The 21,867-nt window shown below is 69.5% G+C and carries 27 protein-coding genes and 1 riboswitch; of the genes, 24 read left to right on the plus strand and 3 right to left on the minus strand.

Features of this window, described 5'->3' with window-relative positions:
* Positions 1 to 21 precede the first annotated feature (21 nt).
* Positions 22 to 1,773 carry a phosphomethylpyrimidine synthase ThiC gene (gene thiC / locus ACYVKZ_RS02510; RefSeq protein WP_460990433.1) on the minus strand — a complete coding sequence of 584 codons (1,752 nt, stop codon included), beginning with the start codon at positions 1,771 to 1,773 and terminating at the stop codon, positions 22 to 24.
* Positions 1,772 to 1,879: riboswitch (TPP riboswitch) on the minus strand. It overlaps the preceding gene by 2 nt.
* A 31-nt stretch (positions 1,880 to 1,910) precedes the next feature.
* On the opposite strand from thiC, the gene ACYVKZ_RS02515 reads away from it, so the two are divergent.
* From ACYVKZ_RS02515 to ACYVKZ_RS02605, 19 genes are all read left to right on the plus strand, one after another.
* Positions 1,911 to 3,014 carry an amidohydrolase family protein gene (locus tag ACYVKZ_RS02515; RefSeq protein ID WP_460990434.1) on the plus strand — a complete coding sequence of 368 codons (1,104 nt, stop codon included), beginning with the start codon at positions 1,911 to 1,913 and terminating at the stop codon, positions 3,012 to 3,014.
* A gap of 136 nt (positions 3,015 to 3,150) precedes the next feature.
* Complete coding sequence (locus ACYVKZ_RS02520) at positions 3,151 to 3,984, plus strand: VOC family protein (protein WP_460990582.1); 834 nt, start codon at positions 3,151 to 3,153, stop codon at positions 3,982 to 3,984.
* A gap of 88 nt (positions 3,985 to 4,072) precedes the next feature.
* A complete protein-coding gene (locus tag ACYVKZ_RS02525) occupies positions 4,073 to 4,528 on the plus strand; it encodes a hypothetical protein (RefSeq protein ID WP_460990435.1) in 456 nt (151 codons plus the stop codon).
* A gap of 186 nt (positions 4,529 to 4,714) precedes the next feature.
* Entirely contained in the window at positions 4,715 to 5,122 is a 408-nt protein-coding gene (gene rpsP, locus ACYVKZ_RS02530) for a 30S ribosomal protein S16 (protein ID WP_460990436.1), read from the plus strand.
* 1 nt (position 5,123) lies between these two features.
* A complete protein-coding gene (locus ACYVKZ_RS02535) occupies positions 5,124 to 5,366 on the plus strand; it encodes an RNA-binding protein (protein WP_066498269.1) in 243 nt (80 codons plus the stop codon).
* 133 nt (positions 5,367 to 5,499) lie between these two features.
* Entirely contained in the window at positions 5,500 to 6,063 is a 564-nt protein-coding gene (rimM, locus tag ACYVKZ_RS02540) for a ribosome maturation factor RimM (RefSeq protein WP_460990437.1), read from the plus strand.
* Entirely contained in the window at positions 6,064 to 6,939 is an 876-nt protein-coding gene (trmD, locus tag ACYVKZ_RS02545) for a tRNA (guanosine(37)-N1)-methyltransferase TrmD (RefSeq protein ID WP_460990438.1), read from the plus strand. It begins immediately after the preceding gene.
* A 222-nt stretch (positions 6,940 to 7,161) separates the two neighbouring features.
* The gene (gene rplS, locus ACYVKZ_RS02550) at positions 7,162 to 7,521 is read left to right on the plus strand and encodes a 50S ribosomal protein L19 (RefSeq protein WP_307004673.1); all 360 of its coding nucleotides are present in this window, start codon (positions 7,162 to 7,164) and stop codon (positions 7,519 to 7,521) included.
* Positions 7,522 to 7,557: 36 nt separating this feature from the next.
* Entirely contained in the window at positions 7,558 to 8,223 is a 666-nt protein-coding gene (gene lepB, locus ACYVKZ_RS02555; protein ID WP_460990439.1) for a signal peptidase I, read from the plus strand.
* Positions 8,223 to 8,969 (plus strand): signal peptidase I, encoded by a 747-nt coding sequence (gene lepB, locus ACYVKZ_RS02560; protein ID WP_460990440.1) that lies wholly within the window; start codon positions 8,223 to 8,225, stop codon positions 8,967 to 8,969. The genes lepB (ACYVKZ_RS02555) and lepB (ACYVKZ_RS02560) overlap by 1 nt, the downstream gene beginning before the upstream one ends.
* A complete protein-coding gene (locus ACYVKZ_RS02565) occupies positions 8,966 to 9,763 on the plus strand; it encodes a ribonuclease HII (RefSeq protein ID WP_460990441.1) in 798 nt (265 codons plus the stop codon). Before lepB (ACYVKZ_RS02560) ends, ACYVKZ_RS02565 begins: the two co-directional genes overlap by 4 nt.
* A complete protein-coding gene (locus ACYVKZ_RS02570) occupies positions 9,760 to 10,083 on the plus strand; it encodes a DUF2469 domain-containing protein (protein ID WP_066498256.1) in 324 nt (107 codons plus the stop codon). The genes ACYVKZ_RS02565 and ACYVKZ_RS02570 overlap by 4 nt, the downstream gene beginning before the upstream one ends.
* 101 nt (positions 10,084 to 10,184) lie before the next feature.
* Positions 10,185 to 10,541 carry a YraN family protein gene (locus tag ACYVKZ_RS02575; protein ID WP_460990442.1) on the plus strand — a complete coding sequence of 119 codons (357 nt, stop codon included), beginning with the start codon at positions 10,185 to 10,187 and terminating at the stop codon, positions 10,539 to 10,541.
* On the plus strand, positions 10,541 to 12,004 hold the full coding sequence (locus tag ACYVKZ_RS02580; protein ID WP_460990443.1) for a YifB family Mg chelatase-like AAA ATPase: 1,464 nt from the start codon (positions 10,541 to 10,543) through the stop codon (positions 12,002 to 12,004). Before ACYVKZ_RS02575 ends, ACYVKZ_RS02580 begins: the two co-directional genes overlap by 1 nt.
* Positions 12,005 to 12,033: 29 nt before the next feature.
* Positions 12,034 to 13,416, plus strand: a complete 1,383-nt coding sequence (locus tag ACYVKZ_RS02585) for a recombinase family protein (protein ID WP_460990583.1) — start codon at positions 12,034 to 12,036, stop codon at positions 13,414 to 13,416.
* Between the two features lie 237 nt (positions 13,417 to 13,653).
* Positions 13,654 to 13,866 carry a helix-turn-helix domain-containing protein gene (locus ACYVKZ_RS02590; protein ID WP_460990444.1) on the plus strand — a complete coding sequence of 71 codons (213 nt, stop codon included), beginning with the start codon at positions 13,654 to 13,656 and terminating at the stop codon, positions 13,864 to 13,866.
* A 278-nt stretch (positions 13,867 to 14,144) separates the two neighbouring features.
* Positions 14,145 to 14,459, plus strand: coding sequence for a hypothetical protein (locus ACYVKZ_RS02595; protein WP_460990445.1), 315 nt, complete (start codon positions 14,145 to 14,147; stop codon positions 14,457 to 14,459).
* Positions 14,446 to 14,655: a hypothetical protein gene (locus ACYVKZ_RS02600; protein WP_460990446.1), complete on the plus strand. Its 210-nt coding sequence runs from the start codon at positions 14,446 to 14,448 to the stop codon at positions 14,653 to 14,655. Before ACYVKZ_RS02595 ends, ACYVKZ_RS02600 begins: the two co-directional genes overlap by 14 nt.
* Positions 14,656 to 14,657: 2 nt before the next feature.
* Entirely contained in the window at positions 14,658 to 15,308 is a 651-nt protein-coding gene (locus ACYVKZ_RS02605; RefSeq protein WP_460990447.1) for a hypothetical protein, read from the plus strand.
* A 210-nt stretch (positions 15,309 to 15,518) separates the two neighbouring features.
* Here the strand turns inward: ACYVKZ_RS02605 and ACYVKZ_RS02610 are convergent, their stop codons facing one another.
* Positions 15,519 to 16,250, minus strand: coding sequence for a TRADD-N-associated membrane domain-containing protein (locus ACYVKZ_RS02610; protein WP_460990448.1), 732 nt, complete (start codon positions 16,248 to 16,250; stop codon positions 15,519 to 15,521).
* 182 nt (positions 16,251 to 16,432) lie between these two features.
* On the opposite strand from ACYVKZ_RS02610, the gene ACYVKZ_RS02615 reads away from it, so the two are divergent.
* From ACYVKZ_RS02615 to ACYVKZ_RS02630, 4 genes are all read left to right on the plus strand, one after another.
* Positions 16,433 to 17,119: a recombinase family protein gene (locus tag ACYVKZ_RS02615; RefSeq protein WP_460990449.1), complete on the plus strand. Its 687-nt coding sequence runs from the start codon at positions 16,433 to 16,435 to the stop codon at positions 17,117 to 17,119.
* A gap of 250 nt (positions 17,120 to 17,369) precedes the next feature.
* Positions 17,370 to 17,786, plus strand: coding sequence for a hypothetical protein (locus tag ACYVKZ_RS02620; RefSeq protein ID WP_460990450.1), 417 nt, complete (start codon positions 17,370 to 17,372; stop codon positions 17,784 to 17,786).
* A 327-nt stretch (positions 17,787 to 18,113) separates the two neighbouring features.
* On the plus strand, positions 18,114 to 18,278 hold the full coding sequence (locus ACYVKZ_RS02625) for a hypothetical protein (protein WP_460990451.1): 165 nt from the start codon (positions 18,114 to 18,116) through the stop codon (positions 18,276 to 18,278).
* Positions 18,271 to 19,095 (plus strand): hypothetical protein, encoded by an 825-nt coding sequence (locus ACYVKZ_RS02630; protein WP_460990452.1) that lies wholly within the window; start codon positions 18,271 to 18,273, stop codon positions 19,093 to 19,095. The genes ACYVKZ_RS02625 and ACYVKZ_RS02630 overlap by 8 nt, the downstream gene beginning before the upstream one ends.
* Before the next feature lie 55 nt (positions 19,096 to 19,150).
* Here the strand turns inward: ACYVKZ_RS02630 and ACYVKZ_RS02635 are convergent, their stop codons facing one another.
* Complete coding sequence (locus ACYVKZ_RS02635) at positions 19,151 to 20,281, minus strand: hypothetical protein (protein ID WP_460990453.1); 1,131 nt, start codon at positions 20,279 to 20,281, stop codon at positions 19,151 to 19,153.
* Between the two features lie 762 nt (positions 20,282 to 21,043).
* Here ACYVKZ_RS02635 and ACYVKZ_RS02640 point away from each other — a divergent pair.
* Entirely contained in the window at positions 21,044 to 21,778 is a 735-nt protein-coding gene (locus tag ACYVKZ_RS02640) for a vWA domain-containing protein (protein WP_460990454.1), read from the plus strand.
* Positions 21,779 to 21,867 lie beyond the last annotated feature (89 nt).

Raw genomic sequence — 21,867 nt, forward strand, 5'->3', positions numbered from 1 at the left:
CGCCGTCGTCCGCCCCGCGCGCTACTCCGGCGAGCCCACGGCGATCGTCTCGGGAAGGTAGACCTTCCCGCCCGCGGCGAGGAACTCCTGGCTCTTCTCCCGCATGCCTGCGATGGCCTCCTGGGCCTCCTTCGAGCCGAACTCGTTGCGGATGTCCTGGGAGATGCGCATCGAGCAGAACTTCGGACCGCACATCGAGCAGAAGTGCGCGGTCTTCGCGGGCTCGGCCGGGAGCGTCTCGTCGTGGAAGGCCTCGGCCGTGGCGGGGTCGAGCGCCAGCGAGAACTGGTCCTTCCACCGGAACTCGAACCGTGCCTTGGACAGGGCGTCATCACGCTCGTGCGCACCCGGGTGGCCCTTGGCGAGGTCGGCGGCGTGGGCAGCGATCTTGTAGGTGATCACGCCGGTCTTCACATCGTCCTTGTTCGGCAGCCCGAGGTGCTCCTTGGGGGTCACGTAGCACAGCATCGCCGTCCCGTACCGCGCGATCTCGGTGGCGCCGATCGCCGAGGTGATGTGGTCGTAGCCCGGTGCGACGTCGGTCACGAGCGGGCCGAGCGTGTAGAACGGGGCGCCGTCGCACAGCTCCTGCTGCCGCTCCACGTTCTCGCGGACCAGGTGGAACGGGATGTGCCCCGGTCCCTCGACCATGACCTGCACGTCGTACTCCCACGCGCGCTTGGTCAGCTCGGCGAGCGTGTCCAGCTCGGCGAACTGCGCCGCGTCGTTCGCGTCGGCCGTCGAGCCCGGGCGCAGGCCGTCGCCGAGCGAGAACGCGACGTCGTACTGCGCGAAGATCTCGCAGAGCTCGTCGAAGTGCGTGTAGAGGAAGTTCTCCTCATGGTGGGCGAGGCACCAGCCGGCCATGATCGAGCCGCCGCGGGAGACGATCCCCGTGACGCGCTCCGCGGTCAGCGGCACGTACCGCAGGAGCACGCCCGCGTGGATCGTCATGTAGTCCACGCCCTGCTCGCACTGCTCGATCACGGTGTCGCGGAAGACCTCCCACGTGAGGGCGGACGCGTCGCCGTTGACCTTCTCGAGGGCCTGGTAGATCGGCACCGTGCCGATCGGCACGGGGGAGTTGCGGATGATCCACTCCCGGGTCGTGTGGATGTCGTCGCCGGTGGAGAGGTCCATCACCGTGTCCGCGCCCCACTTGGTGGCCCACTGGAGCTTGTCGACCTCCTCGGCAATCGAGGACGTGACCGCCGAGTTGCCGATGTTGGCGTTGATCTTGACCAGGAACGCCTTGCCGATGATCATCGGCTCCGACTCGGGGTGGTTGATGTTGCTCGGGATGATCGCCCGCCCCGCGGCGACCTCGGAGCGCACCAGCTCGACGTCGCAGTTCTCCCGCAGCGCCACGAAGCGCATCTCGGGGGTCACGACGCCGGCCCGCGCGTAGTGCATCTGCGTGACGCGCCGGCCGGGCTTGGCCCGCAGCGGCACGGGCCTGGCGCCCTTCCACTCGGCCGAGGCCTCGCCGCGCCGCACCGCGGAGCGGCCATCGTCGAGCAGGTTCCGCTCGCGGCCCGCGTACGGCTCGACGTCGCCGCGCTCGGCGACCCACTCGGCCCGGTACGCCGGAAGGCCCACCACAGGGTCGCTGCCCGGGCCCGACGTCCGGTAGACCCGCAGCGGTGCGTTCGCCTCGCCCCCCGGCGAATCGTCGAGTGCGATCTCCGTGACGGGGACCCGGAGGCCGTGCCCGTCGTCGGTCAGGAACGCGAGCGAGTGGGCGGGGTGCTGTTCCATTCCAGATGTGCTCATACGCTGAGCCCTCACTTCCTACGCCGGCATGACCCGGACAGGTTCGACGGTCGCAGGCCGCGTCAGCCTGATCTCAGCCCTTGCGAGGGCACCCGTGTGGACGCGTTGGACCCTAGCACGGCAGTTAGGCTGGCGTCATGCATGACGTTGTCCACCTCAGCGGCCCCGTCCTCGCCGGCCCCACCGACGAGCGGCCGGAGGCGTGGATCGTCGACGGGCGGATCACCTTCCGCCGCCCCGAGGCACCGGCGGCCACGACCCTGCGCGGGTGGGTGCTCCCCGGCCTCGTGGACGCGCACTGCCACGTGGGGCTGGTGCCCGGCGGCGCGCCGGATGACGCCGCGGCCCTCGCCCACGCGCGCTCCGAGGCGGCGGCCGGGGTCCTCCTGGTCCGCGACTGCGGCAGCCCCACCGACACCCGCTGGCTGCAGGCGCGCGACGACGTCCCGCGCCTCGTGCGCGCCGGTCGCCACCTCGCGCGGTCCCGTCGCTACCTTAGGGGCCTCGCGCTCGAGCTCGAGCCGGAGGACCTCGTGGAGGCCGTCGTGGCGCAGGCGCGGGCCGGCGACGGCTGGGTCAAGCTCGTCGCCGACTGGATCGACCGCGGCGCCGGCGACCTGGCGCCCGCGTTCCCGCCCGCCGTGCTCCGCGAGGCTGTCTCCGCCGCGCACGCCGAGGGGGCCCGCGTCACCGCGCACACGTTCGCGGAAGAGACCATCGACCACCTCATCGACGCCGGGATCGACTGCCTCGAGCACGCGACGGGCCTGCAGGAACGGCATCTGCCCCGCCTGGCCGAGGCCGGCATCCCCATCGTCCCGACGCTCGTCAACATCGCGACCTTCCCCGACATCGCCGCCCAGGGCCACGCAAAGTTCCCTCGCTATGCGGCGCACATGCGCGCCCTGTGGGAACGCCGGCACGAGCGCGTGGCGGCAGCGCACGATGCCGGGGTGCGGATCTACGCGGGAACCGACGCCGGCACGGTGATCGCGCACGGGCGGATCGCGGACGAGGTCGCCGAGCTCGCCGCGGCGATCGGGCCGGCCGCCGCGGTCGACGCCGCGTGCTGGGCCGCGCGCGGATGGCTGGGAGCCGCCGGCCTCGCCGAGGGCGACCCCGCGGACGTCGTGGTCGTCAGGGAGGACCCCCGAGCCGACGTCGGGACGCTCGCGGCCCCGCTGCACGTGCTGCGGGACGGGCAGCGGATCGCCGGGGCAGCGGAGGCTGCCGCGATCTAGGGAATACCGAGGCTTGATTGAAGCTTCAAGTAAACGTACGCTTGATGCAGACCCCGACAGCCAAGGAGCCCCCGTGACCACATCCGCCGCCCCCACCCAGCCCGCCCCCGGAGACCTGCTTCCGGCCGACCTCGCGATGGGCACCGTCATGCTCAAGGTCGGCGACATGAAGCTCATGCTCGACTACTACGAGCGCGCCCTGGGCCTCGTGCCGATCAGCGAGTCGCTCGGCGGGGTGTACCTGGGCCGCCAGGGCGTGCCGGTCATCCACCTCAGCCCCGCCGCGGGGCTCCAGATCCCCGGGCGCGGCGAGGCCGGGCTCTTCCACACCGCCATCCTGTTCGAGCGCCGCGCGGACCTCGCGGCGACCGTCGCCACCGCGGCCCAGTACGATCCCCGGCTCTTCGCCGGCAGCGCCGACCACCTCGTCTCCGAGGCGTTCTACTTCACCGACCCCGAGGGCAACGGCGTGGAGCTCTACTTCGACAAGCCGCGCGAGACCTGGCAGTGGAACGCCGGCCAGGTGGTCATGGACTCGCTGCCGCTGGCCCCGCAGGCCTTCCTCAACCAGAACCTGACCGAGGCGTCCCTCGACGGGCAGCGGGAGGCGGAGGCCGGCGTCGGCCATGTCCACCTCCAGGTCGGCGACGTCGAGACGGCGCAGAAGTTCTATGTCGACACGCTCGGCTTCGAGAAGACCTCGGGCTGGCACGGCCAGGCCCTGTTCGTCTCGGCCGGCCGCTATCACCACCACATGGCGATGAACGTGTGGAACTCGCGCGGCGCCGGCCCGCGCAAGGACACGCTGGGCCTCGGCGAGGTCCTCATCAGGGTCGGCACCCAGGACGACGTCCTCGCGGCCGCGGACCGGCTCAAGATGGCCGGCGTCGCCACCCTTCACACCGGCGCCGAGCTGCGCTTCGAGGATCCGTGGCGGAACCAGATCCGCATGGCGTCCGTGCACGCCTGACGTTCCCTGCGCTACGCTCGGAAAGTCCGCGGCCGCCGCGGGCACCTGCAGCCCGAACCGCAGTCCAGCGCCCACAGAGGGGGAAGACGTGTCCGCTCCCAGTCCGTTCGCCGAGATCTTCGTCTCCACGCACGCCGACGCGCTCGCCCGGGCTTCCCGGCTCGACGGCGGCGACGCCGAGGACACCGGGGGCCTGAGGATCCCCGGCGTCTCGGACTACGAGATCGAGCAGCTCGGCTCCCTGGTGGGCACCGCGGTGCACGCCCCCGGCGCCGACTACGAGCTCACCATGGTCGACGTCTCCTCGGACAGCCTCCTCGCGGTGCCCTCCACCATGGTCCGGGCCCTCGCCGACCTCCTGGTCTTCGAGTCCGAGGAGGGGGAGGGCAACGCCGTCGAGCGGGTTGCCGCGGCCTGGGTCGACCAGGAGGACCTCCCGTTCGACGCGCGCGAGGCGTACGACTACGTCGAGCAGCTGGCCAAGCTGGCCGCCGACGTCGACGACTCGAACCGGCAGGAGCTCTTCGTCTGGGCGAGTTCCTGACGCGCCGCGCTCCGGCGGCATGCGAAATGCCCCCGGATCTGGCACAATGGTCAGGTACCAATCCGCGCGGCCCCCTCTCTCCGCGCGCGGTTGTGTCCATCGGAGCCCTGGCGAAGTACGGCCCGCCCCACGGGAGCGGAAAAGTCCGGGCTCGCCTCATGTGCAGAAACAGGAGTGACCACAACCGTGGCCGTTAAGATTCGACTCAAGCGCTTCGGCAAGATGCGCGCCCCGTACTACCGCATCGTCGTCGCCGACTCGCGCACCAAGCGCGATGGCCGTGCGATCGAGGAGATCGGCAAGTACCACCCCACCGAGGATCCCTCGTTCATCGAGGTCAACTCCGAGCGTGCCCAGTACTGGCTCGGCGTCGGCGCCCAGCCGACCGAGCAGGTCCAGGTGCTCCTCAAGATCACCGGCGACTGGCAGAAGTTCAAGGGCCTCCCGGGCGCCGAGGGCACCCTGAAGTACCCGAAGGGCAAGGAGCCGTTCGTGGCCCCCGAGAAGGGCTCCGTGATCCTCCCCGAGGCACCGAAGGCGTCCAAGGAGGCCGAGGAGTCCGCCGAGGCCCCCGCAGAGGCCGAGGCTGAGTAACTTGCTGGCCGAGGCACTCGAGCACCTGGTCCGCGGCATCGTGGACAACCCCGATGACGTCGCAGTCCAGGCCAAGAGCGGCCGCCGCGGCGACGTCCTCGAGGTGCGCGTCCACGAGGACGACCTCGGGCGCGTCATCGGCCGCCAGGGACGCACCGCGCGTGCACTGCGCACCGTGGTCGCGGCCCTCGCCGACGGCGAGCCCGTCCGCGTCGACGTGGTCGACACCGACCGCCGCCGCTGACACTGCCTCACCCCGCTCCGGCTCCTCCTCCCACCAGGGTGGAGGGGCCGGAGCTGTTTCCACCCCTCGCGGCGGGCAGCCGCACACCGCACCCCCACGGGCCTTCACGGCCCACGACGCAGGAGGCCATCCCATGCAGGTCCAGGTCGCACGGATCGGCAAGCCGCACGGCATCCGCGGCGAGGTCACCGTCCAGGTCCTCACCGACGCCCCCGAGGACCGGTTCGTCCCCGGCACCGACTTCATCGTCGAGCCCGCCTCGAGCGGCCCGCTGACGCTCGAGGGCGCGCGCTGGAACAAGGACATCCTCCTGCTCGCCTTCGCCGAGGTGCCCGACCGGACCCGCGCCGAGCAGCTCCGCGGAGTCAAGCTCTACCTCGAGTCGGAGGAGCTCGAGGACGACGACGAGGGCTGGTACGAGCACGAGCTCGTGGGCCTGGCCGTCCGCGTCGACGGCCGCGACGTCGGCACGGTCGCCGCGCTCCAGACCATGCCCGTGCAGGACCTCCTCGTCCTCGACACGCCCGCCGGGGAGGTGCTCGTCCCGTTCGTCGAGGAGATCGTGCCCGAGGTCGACGTCGAGGGCGGCTTCATCGTCCTCGTCCCGCCGCCCGGGCTCCTCGAGCTCAACCTCGACACCGACGACGCCGGGGCCTCGGGCGGCGGGCCGGAGCGGCAGCCGGGGTCGGAGGCCTAGGTGCGCATCGACGTCGTCAGCATCTTCCCCGAGTACCTCGCCCCGCTGCGGCTCTCCCTCCTGGGCCGCGCCCAGGAGGACGGGCTGCTGGAGCTGGCAGTCCACGACCTGCGCGACTTCACCTTCGACCGCCACCGGACGGTGGACGACACGCCCTACGGCGGCGGCGCGGGCATGGTCATGAAGGCCGAGCCGTGGGCGCTGGCCCTCGAGCACGTCCTCGCGTCGCAGGCACCCACCGAGGAGCAGGCAGCCACCACGGGGGAGGCCGGGCAGGCCTCCACGGGGGAGGCCGGGCACGACGCCGGTCCGGCCGCCGCGCGCCGCCCGGTGCTCATCGTGCCGTCCCCCGCGGGCGCGGTCTTCACCCAGGCGATGGCCTACGAGCTCTCCGAGGAGCCCACGCTCGCGTTCGCGTGCGGGCGGTACGAGGGCATCGACGAGCGCGTCCTGGACTGGGCGGCCCAGCGCTTCGACGTGCGTCCCGTGAGCCTCGGGGACTACGTGCTCAACGGGGGAGAGGTGGCGGTCATGGCCATGGTCGAGGCGGTCGGGCGGCTCCTGCCCGGCGTCGTCGGCAACCCCGAGTCCCTCGTGGAGGAGTCCCACGCGGACGGGCTGCTCGAGTACCCCGTCTACACGAAGCCCTCGCTCTGGCGGGGCCACGGGGTGCCCGAGGTGCTGCTGTCCGGAAACCACGGCAAGGTGGCCTGCTGGCGTCTCGAGCAGCAGTTGCGGCGCACCGCGGCGCGCCGCCCCGAGCTCCTCGACGGCGCGGACGCCGCGCCCTACGGCAAGGCCGAGCGGGCCGTGCTGCGTGAGCTCGGGTACGAGGTGGCGGACGGGCGGATCCGGCGGGCCGTGCCCCGCGCCTGACGCGGCCGCCGACATGACGGCCCCGCCCCCGATATGGCACAATGGAGCGTTGTGTCTGCCGGGCATTGGACCTGCCACAGGGGGCCTGAGCCAACGGTGATGGACACGCCGCCCTGCCGGGCCCTTCGGCGGGCGGTCATGGATTCCGGCCCGATCGCCCGAGCGCGGTGCGGGCCGCACACCAAAGCGGGTGACCTGTGGCATCTGCCAGGAGAGATGACAATGAACATCCTCGACTCCGTCGACGCCGCGTCGCTGCGCTCTGACATCCCCGCATTCGCGCCGGGTGACACCATCAAGGTGCACGTGAACATCATCGAGGGCAAGAACTCGCGCGTCCAGGTCTTCCAGGGCTTCGTCCTCGGCCGCCAGGGCCAGGGCGTGCGCGAGACCTTCACGGTCCGCAAGGTCTCCTTCGGTGTCGGCGTCGAGCGCACGTTCCCCGTGCACTCCCCGATCATCGACAAGATCGAGGTCGTGACCCGGGGCGATGTGCGCCGCGCCAAGCTGTACTACATGCGCGAGCTGCGCGGCAAGGCCGCCAAGATCAAGGAGAAGCGCGACTTCAGCCGCACCAAGTAGCCCCAGGCTGCTCCCAGCGTGCTGAACGCCACCTCCATGGCACGATCCGAACGCCAGTCCCGGCTGAGGGGCTGGCGTTCGGTCGTTCTGGCCGTCGTGCTGGCCTTCGTCGTGTGGGCGGTCATCCGCTCGTTCGTCGTCGACGTCTTCTACATCCCCTCCGCGTCCATGCAGCCGCTGCTCGACCCGGGCGACCGGATCGGCGTCGTCCGGGCGGGGGTCGACCCGGCGCCGATCCGCCGCGGAGATGTGGTCGTGTTCGACGGCAGGGGCTCCTTCGCGCCCCTCACCTCGGGGCGCGGGTGGGCGGGGGACGTCCTCCAGGGGGCGGCCGAGTGGCTCGGCGTCGTGCCCACCGAGACCGTATACGTCAAGCGGGTCATCGGCGTGGGCGGCGACCACGTCCGCTGCTGCACCGCGAGTGGGAAAATCGAGGTGAACGGCCAGCCCCTCGACGAGCCGTACCTGTTCCCGGGCGACGCGCCCAGCGAGCAGCGGTTCGACGTCATCGTGCCGGCCGGGAGGCTGTGGCTGCTGGGCGACCACCGCTCGGAGTCCGCCGATTCCCGAGCGCTGCTGGGCGCCCCCGGGGGCGGCCTCGTCCGGGAGGACAAGGTGATCGGCCGGCCGGTGGCGATCCTGTGGCCACTTGATAGATTGGGCGGGTTCACCGCCTCCCCGACAACGAAGGACACCGAGTGATGCGCAGCCGAGATGCCGGGGCCGACGCCGCAGGAGCGGGGCCGGAAGCGCCCGGCGAGCGCGGTGACGGGGCCCCGCGGCGCGGAGGCCTCATGGCGTGGATCCGCGAGATCGCGATCATCCTCGGCGTGGCCATCGTGCTGTCCTTCCTCATCAAGACCTTCCTCTTCAAGGCGTTCTACATCCCGTCCGAGTCGATGGTGCCCACCCTCGAGGAGAACGACCGGATCTTCGTGAACCTGTTCGTGCCGCGCAACTTCGCGCTGCAGCGGGGGGAGGTCGTGGTCTTCCGGGACACGAAGGGCTGGCTCCCCGAGGTGCCCCAGCCTGCACCGAACCCCGTGCAGGAGGCGCTCGAGTTCGTGGGCCTGCTGCCGGACACCTCCCAGCAGCACCTCATCAAGCGCGTCATCGGGCTGCCCGGGGACCACGTGGTCTGCTGCGACGCGTCCCAGCACATCACCGTCAACGGCGCGGCCCTCAACGAGCCGTACGTCAATCCCGCCGAGACCCCGCATGTGGTGCCCTTCGACGTCACCGTCCCGGCTGGGAACATCTGGGTGATGGGCGACAACAGGAACCACTCCTCGGACTCGCGCTACCACAATTCGGTCCAGCCGGGCGCGGGCTTCGTCTCGATCGGCGACGTCGAAGGCCAGGCCGCCGTGATCGCATGGCCGCTGAACCGCATCCGCTCCCTCGACAGCTACCCGGACACGTTCAAGGACGTGCCCGCACCGAAATGAGCACCCGCATGGCCGCGGGCGCACGGGCGCCACGGCCGCGCCGCTCCACGGCTCCCACGCTGCGGTTCGTGAACCGGCTCGCGGGCGCCTACGGGCCCCTCATCGCGGGCTGCGACGAGGTGGGCCGCGGGGCGCTGGCCGGCCCCGTCTCCGTCGGGATCGTGGTCGTGGACGCGCGGCGGGTCGTGACCCGCACCGTGCTGCGCGACAGCAAGCTCCTCACCCCCGAGCGCCGCGTCGAGCTGGTCCCGATGGTCCGCGCGTGGGGCGTCGGCTCCGCCGTGGGGCACTCGAGCGCGGAGGAGATCGACGAGGTGGGCATCATGGAGGCGCTGCGCCGGGCCGGACGCCGAGCCCTGGCCGAGATCGCCGCCCAGGGCGTCGTGCCGGACGCCGTGCACCTCGACGGCAACTACGACTGGCTCTCGCGCGGCGGCCAGGGCTCGCTGTTCGACGAGCCCGAGGCCGGTCCGATGCTCCCGGTCCAGACCACGATCAAGGCCGACCTCGCATGCCAGGCGGTGGCCGCGGCCAGCATCCTCGCCAAGGTGGCCAGGGACGGGCTCATGGTCGGCTACGGGACCGAGGACCCGCGCTTCGGCTGGGCGGTCAACAAGGGCTACGCCACGGCCGAGCACCGGGCGGCGCTCCTTGAGCACGGGCCCACCGTGCTCCACCGGCGCTCGTGGCGCCTGGGAACGGCGGACGCGGACACCGAGGATGAGATCGAGGCCGCCGCGCAGGAGCGCGCCGCGGCCGAGCAGGACCTCGAGGGGAGGAAGATAGGACTATGAGCGCCGAAGACCTTGAGAACTACGAGACGGACATGGAGCTCCAGCTCTACCGCGAATACCGGGATGTCATCTCGCTGTTCAGCTACGTGGTGGAGACGGAGCGGCGGTTCTACCTCGCCAACCACGTGGACCTGCAGGCCCGCTCCGCCGACGGCGAGGTGTACTTCGACCTGACCCTCCAGGACGCCTGGGTCTGGGACGTGTACCGCAGTGCACGGTTCGTCAAGAGCGTCCGGGTCATCACCTTCAAGGACGTCAACGTCGAGGAGCTGCCCAAGGTCGAGGACCTGGGCCTGCCCAAGGGCGGTCTGGGGGCCTAGCAGGGCACCACTTCTCCTCCACAGGCGGTTGGCCGGGCGGGTCGCCCACATAGGCCGGGATGCCCGCGCTGCGGCGTCTGCCGCGGCACGAGTCTGGTCCCATGAGAGCCAAGGACAGACTCGGTCAGCGCGGGGAACGCCTCGCGGAGGAGTACCTGCGGACGGCCGGCGCGGCCATCCTGGACCGCAACTGGCGGTGCCGGGACGGGGAGCTCGACATCGTGGTCGCCGACGGCGGGATCCTCGTCGCTGTCGAGGTGAAGGCGCGCCGCTCGTGGGACTACGGGCACCCGTTCGAGGCCATCGACGCCGCCAAACTGGGCCGCCTTGTGCGCCTGCTCGCAGCGTGGGCCGAGGCGCACGGTGTCCGGGCGCGGGCCCGGCGGGTGGACGTCGTCGCCGTGACCGGCCCCGACGGCGGGCCGGCCCAGATCGAGCACCTGCGGGGCGTGGCCTGATGGCCGGCGTCGGGCGCGCGCTCGGTGTCGCACTCGTGGGCCTGAACGGCTACCTCGTCGAGGTCGAGGCGGACATCGGCCAGACCCTTCCCAGCTTCGTCCTGCTCGGCCTGCCGGACTCGGCGCTGAGCGAGGCGCGTGAACGGATCCGCAGCGCTGCCAAGAACAGCGGCCTGCCGCTGAGCCGGCGCAAGCTCACCGTGAACCTGATCCCGGCGTCGCTGCCGAAGCGGGGCACGGCCTTCGACTTGGCGATCGCGGTGGCGTCGCTCGCCGCCGCAGGCGACCTGCGGCCCCCTGCGGGCGTCGTCTTCCTCGCCGAGCTGGGCCTCGACGGCAGGCTCCGGCCCGTCCGCGGTGTGCTGCCGGCGGTCATGGCGGCCGTGCGGGGCGGACGGCCCGACGTGGTCGTCGCGGGCGCGAACGCCCGTGAGGCCTCGCTCGTCCCGGGGGCCAGGGTGCACGCCTACGACTCCCTCGGGCAGCTCGCCCTCGACCTCGGCGCCGACCCCGAGGCGGTGGCGGTGCCCGCGCACGCGGACGGCGGGACGGGACCGGAGGCAGACGGCGCGCGGCCGTCGCGCCACGCCCTGGCCGTCCCCGACCTGAGGGACGTCGCGGGCCAGCCCGAGGCGCGTATCGCCGTCGAGGTGGCTGCGGCCGGCGGCCACCACATCATGCTGGTGGGACCGCCCGGGGCGGGCAAGACGATGCTCGCCGAGCGGCTCCCGGGCATCCTGCCCGATCTCGACGACGAGGCAGCCATGGAGGTGACCGCGATCCACTCGCTCTCGGGTGAGCCCGGAACGGGCGAGCTCATCCGCCGCCCGCCGTTCGAGAGCCCGCACCACACCGCGAGCGCTCCGGCGATCATCGGCGGCGGTTCGGGCATCCCCCGGCCCGGGGCAGCATCCCGGGCGCACCGGGGCGTCCTCTTCCTCGACGAGGCGCCGGAGTACGAGCGCAGGGTGCTCGACTCCCTCCGCCAGCCGCTCGAGAGCGGCGAGCTCGTGATCCATCGGGCCGCGGGCACCGCCGCCTACCCCGCGCGCTTCCAGCTCGTCATCGCGGCGAACCCGTGCCCATGCGGACATGGGACAGGCAAGGCGCTCGAGTGCACGTGCACGGCGCAGGCGAAGAGGCGCTACTTCGGGCGCCTCTCGGGCCCGCTGCTGGACAGGGTGGACATCCAGCTGCGAGTGAACAAGGTCTCGGCCCTCGACTTCGGACAGGTACCCGTGGGGGAGGCGACGGCGGACGTCGCCCCGCGCGTCCTCGCCGCCCGGCGGAGGCAGGCCGAGCGGCTGCAGCCTTACGGGCTCGAGACCAACGCGCAGGTGCCCGGCCGCCTGCTGCGGGGCCAGCTCCGGCTCGATCCGGGCTCCACCGCACTGCTCGACCGGGCCATGGTGGCGAACACGCTCACGGCCAGAGGGTTCGACCGAGTCCTCCGGCTCGCCTAGTCGCTAAACTAGCAGACGTGGATGCCGTTGTGTACCTTCGAATCAGTCAGGACCGTACCGGCGAACAGCAGGGCGTAGAGCGGCAACGCGAGGCATGCCTGAAACGCTGCGCTGAGCGCCAGTGGGGCGTGGCCGCCGTCGAGTCCGACAATGACGTGAGCGCGGCCGGCAAGCGACGCAGGCCAGGATTCGAAGCCATGCTCGAGGCGGTGGCCAGTGGGCGGGCGCAGCATGTCGTCGCATGGTCTCTCGATCGCCTGCAGCGCAACCGACACGACGAGCTGCGCCTGTACGACACCTGCAAGGCCAAAGGGGCGACGATCTCGCTCGTGAACGGCCCCGACATCGAGTTCAGCACCGCGACGGGCCGCCTCATCGCCGACAACCTAGGATCCCTCGCCCGGTTCGAGATCGACCTCAAGGGCGACCGGCAGCGCGCAGCGCAGGCACAGGCGGCTAGGAGCGGGCGCCGGTCGGGTGGCCGGCGGCCGTTCGGGTACGAGCAGGACGGGCTCCGTGTGCGTGAGGCTGAAGCCGAGCTCGTCCGCGACGGATACCGGGCAGTCCTAGCGGGGGAGACCCTCGGCGGGATCGCGAGAGCGTGGAACGCGACCGGGCTGGTCCCGGACCAGAAGCGCTACGCTGAAGGGCACCGGGGCGCCGTCTCATCGTGGAGACGTGACAACGTGAGGGTAGTCCTTCTCAATCCGCGGAACGCGGGAAAGCGGGCATACAAGGGCGAGATCGTCTCCGACGCAGTGTGGCCCGCGATCATCGACACTCCCACCTTCGAGGCCGTCAGAGCCATCCTCACGGACCCGGGCCGACGGGCGGGCCGCACGAGTGCGAGGCGCCTCCTCTCCGGGCTGGCCCTGTGCGGGGTGTGCGGCGCTGCCGTGCATGCCGGCGGAGCGGTGCGGAGAGGCATCGCCAACTACCGGTGCTCCGGCGCTCTGGGCCACGTCTCGCGCATGGCGGAACCGGTCGAGGACTACGTGGTTCGGGTCGTCGTCGGGCGCCTGTCGATGCCCGACGCGGCCGAGCTCATGTCGCGGGCAGACCATCCAGACCTGGACGGGCTGCGCGCCGAGCAGCACGCCAACCGCGAGCTCCGCAACAGCATGGCCCGCAAGCTTGCCATGGGACGCGTCACCGAAGAGCAGTTCGACCTCGTCACCGGCACGACGCTCGAGCGCGACGCTGAGATCGACGCGCAGCTGGCAGATGCTGGCCGGGCGGACGTGCTCGGCCCTCTCGTCGCCGCAGCTGACGTGCGCGCCGCATGGGACGCCATGACGGACGCCCGGAAGCGGCTCGTCGTCGACACCCTCATGACCGTGACGGTCCACCCGCCTGGCCGCGGAACCCGCACATTCCGACCCGACACCGTCGGAATCTCGTGGAAGGTGTAGACCGTCTGTATAGAACCGCGGTAAAGTTGGCGACGCCTAGGGACAAGTGTCCCCGGCACCCGTTCCGAGGTCCGCCACGGACGCAGACATAAAGGGACGTAGCTGCGCCGCCAAGCCTGACCAGGCGAAGAAATGAAGCCGACCGTACAACCCGGTCGGCTTCACCCATTTAAGAGCCCTCCATTTCGCGGGCCCCGCTAATACAAGGCGGGGCCCTACCCGTTTAAGGAGCGAGAAATGAGCAAGACAAACGACGCCGGGATCAAGCTCGTCGGCCTAGCTGAGGCAGCCGCCCGCTACCAGATCACCACCAAGACACTCCGCCGCATGATCAGTGCCGGCGAGATCCCCGCCTACATGGTGTCCTCCCACATCATCCGGCTCGACCTCGAGCAGCTCGACGCGATCTTCCTCGCAGCGGCCCCCTACGAGGCCAACAAGGCGGGGTAGGCCGTTCCCCAAACCAACCGGCAGCCCAGAAGCCAGGACGCATCCCGCGGCCTGGCTTTCGTCGTTTAAAGGGAACTGGAGCAGGGCCAATTGACGGAACAGAACCCGGTGGAATCCTCGCCCGAGGTCGAGGAGGCGATCGCCCGGATACTGGCGACCGCACCCCCGCTGACACGGACTCAGATCAACAGGCTGGCCGCAGCATTCCGACCGGCATCAACCCCCGCAGGAGGTATGTGACCCCAAAGACATCGAGACAGCCCCGCAGGCAAGAACCGGTGGCCGTCCCGCAGGTGCGCGGCCAGCTCCGGCTGGACCTCAGAGGCCTCCCAGCCGCGGACATGGCCGAACGCATCAAGGCGGCCAAGGAAGCCCCACGAGCAGCCACGGTCGTCTTCCAGCTGGGAGCCGACGACCTGCCGCACACCGAGGCCCTCCGCGGCCTCGCCGCCGACGGCCGCCACCTCCTGCGCGTGGTCTTCGAGAGCGACCAGGCCGGCATCCCCGCGGTGACCGCCTGGGTGAGAGCGACCCGCGCAGCGCAGGCCGAGGAGGCCGCGACCGCTGAGGGGGTCGACGATGGAAACCCCTAGGCCCTCCACCCGGCAGGAGCGACGGGCCCTCGAGCGAGCAGCCCGACGATGGTGCGCCCGCGTCCAGCAGCGGGACGATCTCCCCGAAGACGTCAGGGCACTCGCCCCGCTCATCGCCGCCACCGCCGTCGAGCAGGGCGGCACGTTCACCGAAGCCGACGTGCTCCGCACCCTCGGCATCCCCGAGGAGGCCTGATCATGGCAGGAGACAGCATCCTCGACCCGGTCCAGTGGGCCCTCGCAGTGGACAGCCCCAGCAGCCGCCAGATCGGTTCGGCGAACGTCAAGCTCGTCCTCGTCGCGCTCGCGTGCCACGCCGACCGGTGCTGGATGGCCTTCCCCAGCGCGCAGGCGCTCACCGACGACCTCGGCGGGCAGATCGACCGCCGCGACGTCCAGAAGGCGCTGAGGCTCCTCGAGGACGCCGCACTCATCCGCAACGTCGGCAGGGGAGGACGCACCGGCAGGGTGATCAAATGGCGCCTCAATCCCGATCGCGACGAACCGCCCAATAGCGGGGACGCCCCCGCAATTCATGAGCCTTCCAATGGCGGGGATATCCCCGCCATTGGTGAGCCGTCCAATAGCGGGGGCAATAGCGGGGGCAATAGCCGGGATACCCCCGCTCTAACTGAACTAGAACAAGAACTAAACCCTCATTCGTCACCTTCCGTAACGCACGAGCGCGCCACGGCAACGAATGATGATGCCTACCAATCCGAGGCCTCCGACGAAGGCACCTCGGCCGACGCACACGGCCCCGACACAGAGGAGCTCCACCCCATGCCCCGAGGCCTCCGCGACAGCCCCCCGCCAGCCGGCCACCCAGACCCCTGGCAAGCCTGGTGAACAACCCCACGACCCCCGAGGAGCATGTGACCAAAGCAGCCGTACCCGACGACTGGACCGAACCGCCCTGGCTCACCCCATTCAATCGCTGGGAGCTCATGTGGCTCTGCCAACGACTCGACGCCGCGAACAGGGACCTGCGGATCGTCAACCGAAGACTCACCGAACAGCTCACCGACCGCGAGGAAATCCCCCAGCCCTGCCCGCCGGCTACTTCTTGTCAGACCCCGCCTCAGAAGGCGCCGCAGTCAGGGCCATCCTCTCCAGCAGCAGGTGAACGGCCCGCGCCCGGTCCTCCGGCTCGAGGGAATCAATAAGCCGCTCAGCGGCAAGGATCCTGGTGAACTCGACCGGCTGATTGAAGAACTGGCGAAGCTGGCGCATCGCCTCGAACTGGGCACGGATGAACGTCGCACCAATGTACGCGCTCGCGGCCCCGCTCGCGACGCTTACCGCGCCAGCCGAGACAGCTCCGGCCACGCTCGAGGCCTGCAGCGCCAGAGCGCCGAAGACGAGCACGAAGACGCCACCGATCCCCATTGCCCAAACGCTGTTCCGGAAACTCTGCCTCGCCTGTCCCGTGGCGATCTCGTGGTAGGCGTCCATCCGCTCCTGAGTCACGGTCCACAACGAGGTCCATCTGACGGCCTCATCATCCGTGGCACCGATCGCCGCAGCCGCTTCTTGTTCCCGCTCCCTCACCGCGTCAAGAAGCGCCCTCAGTCCCGTGACTTGCTCTCCCCGATGGGTCGCAACATAGCTCAGAGCGATGTTGGTGAGCGAGACCCCAAACAGACAAGCGAAGACGGCCAAGTACCAGGAGGGAAGGCCCGCGCGGGGATTCAGTATCAGCCAGAGCATGATCGCCCCCGATACGACGGCGCAGATCACGCTCGCAGTCATCATCGAACGGCGTTCCCGCTTCCAGTCCACGTCGGCCACAATCGCTCCCCACAGTCAAAAGCCCTCGGCGCTCACGCTACAGGGACACGGGAGCGAAGCCGGCCGTCCTCGCTCTGCGCGACGACCCGGCGGCGGAAACCCCGCGCACGCAGGCGCGCGTGCATAAACCTCATCGCAATGCATACACAAAACGACCGTTTACCGTATAAAATGGTCGCACGATGCCAACGAAGCCGCGCCACAGCCCTCCTCGAGCTATCGGGTACGTCCGCGTCTCCACTGAGGAGCAGGTCGTCTCGGGACTCGGCCTGGATGCCCAGCGCCGCGAGATCCAGGCGAAGGCCGACGCCGCAGGGTGGCGTCTGGAATTCATCGAGGATGCCGGTTTGTCGGGCAAGTCGATGGCCCGGCCTGGCATCCAGGACGCCCTACAGCGGCTCAATGCACGCAAGGCCGACATCCTCGTTGTGGCCAAGCTCGATCGCCTCTCACGCTCGCTCGCAGACGGCGCAGCAGTCATGCAGCAGGCCATGCGACGCGGCTGGAGCCTCGTCTCGTGCGACGCGGGCGACATCGACATGAGCACGCCCACAGGCGAAGCGCTCGCCGGCAGCATGCTCGTGTTCAGCCAGCTGGAACGACGACTCATCGGCCAGCGCACAGCAGCGGCCCTCGCAGTGAAACGGGCCAACGGCGTGCGGCTAGGCCGGCCGCAGGCCCTCAGCGACGACGTCGTGCGCCGCGTCCTCGAGCAGCGAGAAGCCGGCCTCAGCATGGCCGCCATTGCGGCCGGCCTCGAGGCCGACAGTGTGCCTACAGCCCGCGAAGGCTCACACTGGCACGCGAGCACGGTCAGGGCCGTCCTGCTCAGCCAGCGGGCCGCCGAGCTCCGGGGCGGCACCCGGTGACGGGGTGGGGGGTGGCAGCTATCCGGCCGGCCCGCCGGATATCGGACTACCCGTCGGGGGTGTGCCTATCGCGCGCGCCTGGCGGGATGGTTCATGCGCTGTACGCGCGTGGGCAGCGGGAGCAGATCGAGGCAGCAGGAGGTATGTGACAGGTGGTGAGGTGAGGCCGTCGCGGCGGGCTGCACCGTTTAGGGCGGGCAATGAGGTTGCGGCGACGCATGGGGCGTATTCGCCGCGGAAGCTTGCGCCGTTGGCGGAGGCGATTGAGTCGCGGGCGCGGGCGATGCCGGATTGGCCGCCGCATCTGTCGGGTTCGACTCGTTATGACGATGAGGTGCGGGCGTGGGCGTTCGCGGAGGCAACGTGTCAGCGGTTGCGGGAGTATCTGGCGGACCAGGACCCGGTGGACATGCTGACGGAGCTGGATGAGACGGATGAGACGGTTCAGGTGCGGGAGTTCGGGTCGCGCCGGCGTTCGCGGACGCGGCGGGTGCAGAGCGGGCTGGAGATGCTGCGGAGGTTTGAGACGTTGGCGGGCAACCGGCGGGCGGCGCTTGGTTTGACGCCGGTGACGGCGGCTCGGGTGGCCCGGGATTTGATGCAGGCACGGCGTTCGGCTGGCCCGGACCTGGCGGAGGCGTGGCGGGAGGCTGGCGATGAGTCGTGAGGGTGCGGAGCGTGTTCTGGAGGAGCTCTTGGAGGCGTGCCGGGCCGGTGACACCCTCGGGGCCGCGAAGGTCCTGTGCGGGTCCCCTGTGGCGATTCAGGACGTCCTCGCCGTTGCGGTGCGGCGGCTGGCCGAGACGGAGGGGCGTCGCGGGAACGAGTGATTTGGGTGCACGATCGTTGACCGTCTTACACCGGTGTAAGACAATGGAAAGACAGAAAATTTGGAGGTATGTGGAAGGACTTTCCACCGAACTGACTGAGCAAGCCGGAGGCCCCATTGCGGGTCCCGGCTTTTGCGCGTCTTGGGGGGCCTGAGATGCCGAACATGAATCTCGACCAGGCGAGCTATCAGGCGGTGAAGGAGCTCGCGGAGCGCGAGGGGCCCCTGATCAAGGGCGTCGTCCGTCGCGCCGTGGCCGGCTACGCGCCGGACCCCGTGAAGTGCGGCCCGGCCGCCCCAGGCGCTGACGAGGGGGCCCGGCGTGAGTGACTACAAGAACCTGACCATCGGCTCCGCCGTCGTGGCGGAGGAGTCCGCTGTGGAGTGCGTGCTCGCCGGCGTGACGACGGAGTTGGGCACCCTGACCGCGCAGCTCGAGCAGATCGAGGACATGCGGCAGGGGCCGAAGCAGACCCGGACCGAGACCATCGCCGAGCGCGACGCGGCGGCGACCAACGCCGACCTTGAGCGCACAGCCGCCGCGGAGGCGAAACTGGCGGCGCTCGCGTCGATCGACGCACGGCAGGAGGTCATCCGGGACGGGCTGGAGGCGCGGAGGACGGCAATCCTGGCCGAGCAGGTCCCGCCGGCGGAGGCGGCCGCCGAGGCCGCCCGGCAGGCCCACAGAACGTTCTCGGAGAAGCAGGCGGGCCAGGTCCCGCGCGGCCTCGTGGACTGGGCGATCATGCAGCGTGTGCGCCAGTACGCGGCGGAGGGCCTCGCCGACGGCGAGACAGCGGAGGACTTCGTGGCTGTGCTCGGGTTCCTGCCGGACCGTCTCGCGGCGCAGGTCGCCGCAGACCCGGGTCGGTTCGAGTCCGAGCGGGATGAAGCAAACTCACCCAGCCGGAGCGCGAGTGGAACTAGGGCCGCCCGGCCCTCCGTCTCATCCAGGGGTGGGACGAGGGCTCCATGGGGTCCCGTCGCGGTGCCACCGAGGTCTACGACTGGGCCTGTCAGAGGATCTGATCAGACGCCCTCCGGCACCTGGCCTCCCGCCGGGCCCGGCCGGGAGCTCGTGCGGTCCAGCGCCGCACCATCGGCGCGAGTCGCCTGTCATTCTCCACTGGTGACAACCGAGGCCTAATGCCTGACAGGAGTCGCCAACGATAATCTCCCTGGCCTCACCAGTCCGACCGCCGTCACTGGCCCAGCTTGACCTGTGCCTTGGTGCCGTCGCTTTTTCCATACTGGAAGATTGCGTTCGCGGATGTCTGGCCGCTGACGAACTCTGGAGCCGCCGTTATCGTCTGCCCGCTCGGCAAGTCGTAGGTCTTCAGCTGCTGCCAACCCTGATATATGACAACTCTGTTGCAGGCATCTGCGGCTACTTGAGATCCTGCGATCCGCGCGCTCCACACCTGATACAGCCAGGACTTGCCCGAGGCGTCCTTCAAACTCGCTTCTGCGTGGCCGCACGTGTAATACGAGTTATCGAAGGGAAACGGCGTCTCCATGAGTTGCTGCACCGTGGCGTTTTCCTGTGCCTGCCAGAGTGAAGTGCCGAGGGAGCCCACCGCGAACGATGCACCGACCAGCACCAACCCCACGAAGCCGGGTCCGATGCGCCCGACCCAAGGCTGGAGCGCCATTGCGATACCGCCGAGCAACAGCAGCGCCGCGAGGCCGCCAAGGTACAGCGTTGGCACGTAGGGCCAAAACCCCCGCGCGCTTCTGTTGAAGACGCCCGAAGAGGTGGTGTACATGATGTTGTCCTGTAGGACGAAGCGCCCGATGAGCCAAGGACCAACGCCGGTCAATGCGAGCCCGACCAGCCAAGCGAGCACCGCTTTGTCGATTGGCGACCGGCGTCCCAAGAAATCCTTGGACGACCGGCGGAAGCGCTTCCGGGCATCGAGCACGTGCTGCGGCGTCTTCGGAAGCGCTTTGGAGGCCGCATTGCAGAGCCAGAGTCCGATCCCGATGTAGATGAGGGGAGCCCACGCGGTCCATTCGCCCCAAAAGCCGTCGGTATTGTTCATGAAGCTGTAGAGCGGTTGGGGAGGCGCCCAGACGAGGAACTCGGGAATGATCCCCGGCAGCACGCCGCTCAGCGCCCCATAGCCAAACGCGAGCAGTGCGAGCCTGCGCACTCGAGTTCCGACGAGTGCCACAAGTGCGCCGAGCAGCAGGGACGGCCCGAACGCACGGGCCTGTGCCCACGAGAGCGTGTCGGCGATCAGCGTTGCATCGCGGGGATAGGAGTAGCCCCAGATATGTCCCCAGACCCATCCGGGGAACACCCCGACAAGTACCGCGGCGGCCGTCAGCACTGCCGCAATGAAGCGCAGCCCTGGCCGATAACGGGTGCCGAAAGAACCGTTGAGCGCTCGAGGAGTCGCCGGGGAGGGGGGCGCAGGAGCAGCCGATGTCTTCGCGCCGGCCAGGGCTGTCCTTGGTTGAGGCTTTGGAGATCTTGGCCCGGTGCTCGCCGTACTGGGTTTCGACGCGGGCGGCCGGGTTGGCTGCGGGATCGCCACCGATGGGGGAGTTGAAGTCCTCCCTGATCGCGCCCTTCTCAGGCTGCCCTTATCGAAGACCCGCAGGCGGATAGTGCCGTCACCTTTGAGAGCGTCATTGAGCTCTGACTCAGCAAGAGGTCCACCGTAGAGGCGCACCTCTGTCGCCTTGATCCCTGGTACGAGGCCCCGCGCCTCCATGATCTGGTCGACCACCGCGGTTGCGATTCCTGGCGCAGCGATGCCCGCTCCGGACGTCGAGACACTCAATGGAATCTGGTCGGCGGATGGGGTGGGCCGTACTACCCACTTCGATCTCGTTCCGTCTAGAAGCGCCAGCGACAGGTAGCCGCCACCTGCGGAAACGTCCTTCCGGATTCCTGCCCAATCGAGCGCACTCGAGGAGCGCCCACCTTCTACCGCAATGAATACGTGGTGCCCATCCACCGCGCCCCCTCATAGCTCTCCTGGAACATGCTTGCCGTCGCTGTTGACATCCGTCAAGCGAGCACAGCAACATTGCCGTACAACTCGCCGTCAGGCGTTATGTTCTCGCACCCCATGGGAGGCAGGCACGTGTCCACCGATACCCAGCAGCTCGAGGCGCTCGAGGAAGACGCGAAGTACATCCTGCCTGTGTATATCGCGGTGGATCACTCGTGGTCGATGTCGCCCCGGGAGAACAATGCGATCGACGCGGCCAACTCGCTGATCCCGACAATTATCCGCACTTGCATCAAGAACCCTCTGGCGGACGAGCGCGCTCGCTTCTGCGTCATCGGGTTCAACGATCGGGCTCAAATGGTGTCCCCGCTCGCACGGGGTGCAAATTTGGCTCAGCACACGTTCGAGGCTTCCAACGGCACGAGCTTCACAGAGGTGTTCAAGCTCCTGAAGGCGCAGATGGAAGATGACTACTCGTCGCTCAAGGCCGACGGGTACAAGGTATACCGGCCCGCCGTGTTCCTCATTACTGATGGGGAGCCCCAGGACGACCCGGCTCCTGCCTTCGCCGAACTGACCGATACAAACTTCAGCCGCCGGCCCAATCTATCCGTGTTCGGCGTCGGCCCCAACGTCCCCCGTGAGGTCGTCGAGACATATACCGCCGGCAATGGCAGAGCCTTTCTCACTGCCGATGGGTCCGGTGCTTCTGAGGCTCTCGGTAGCTTCATCGACATCCTCATGCAGAGCATCGTCAGCAGCACGGCCAAGGTGAGCGGCGCGGACGCCTCTGAGGCCGATGACGGCTTCAAGTGGGATGACGACGCGATCGCAGACGAGGATTTCCTTCTCGAAATCGAGTCGTAGATTGCGCTGGTTGCCGGGGAAGGGCCGGGACAGACGCCCATTATGGAGGAAACGGATCCAGAACATGCAGAATTCCCAGACAGCTGAAG

The sequence above is a fragment of the Sinomonas soli genome (genome assembly GCF_054782415.1).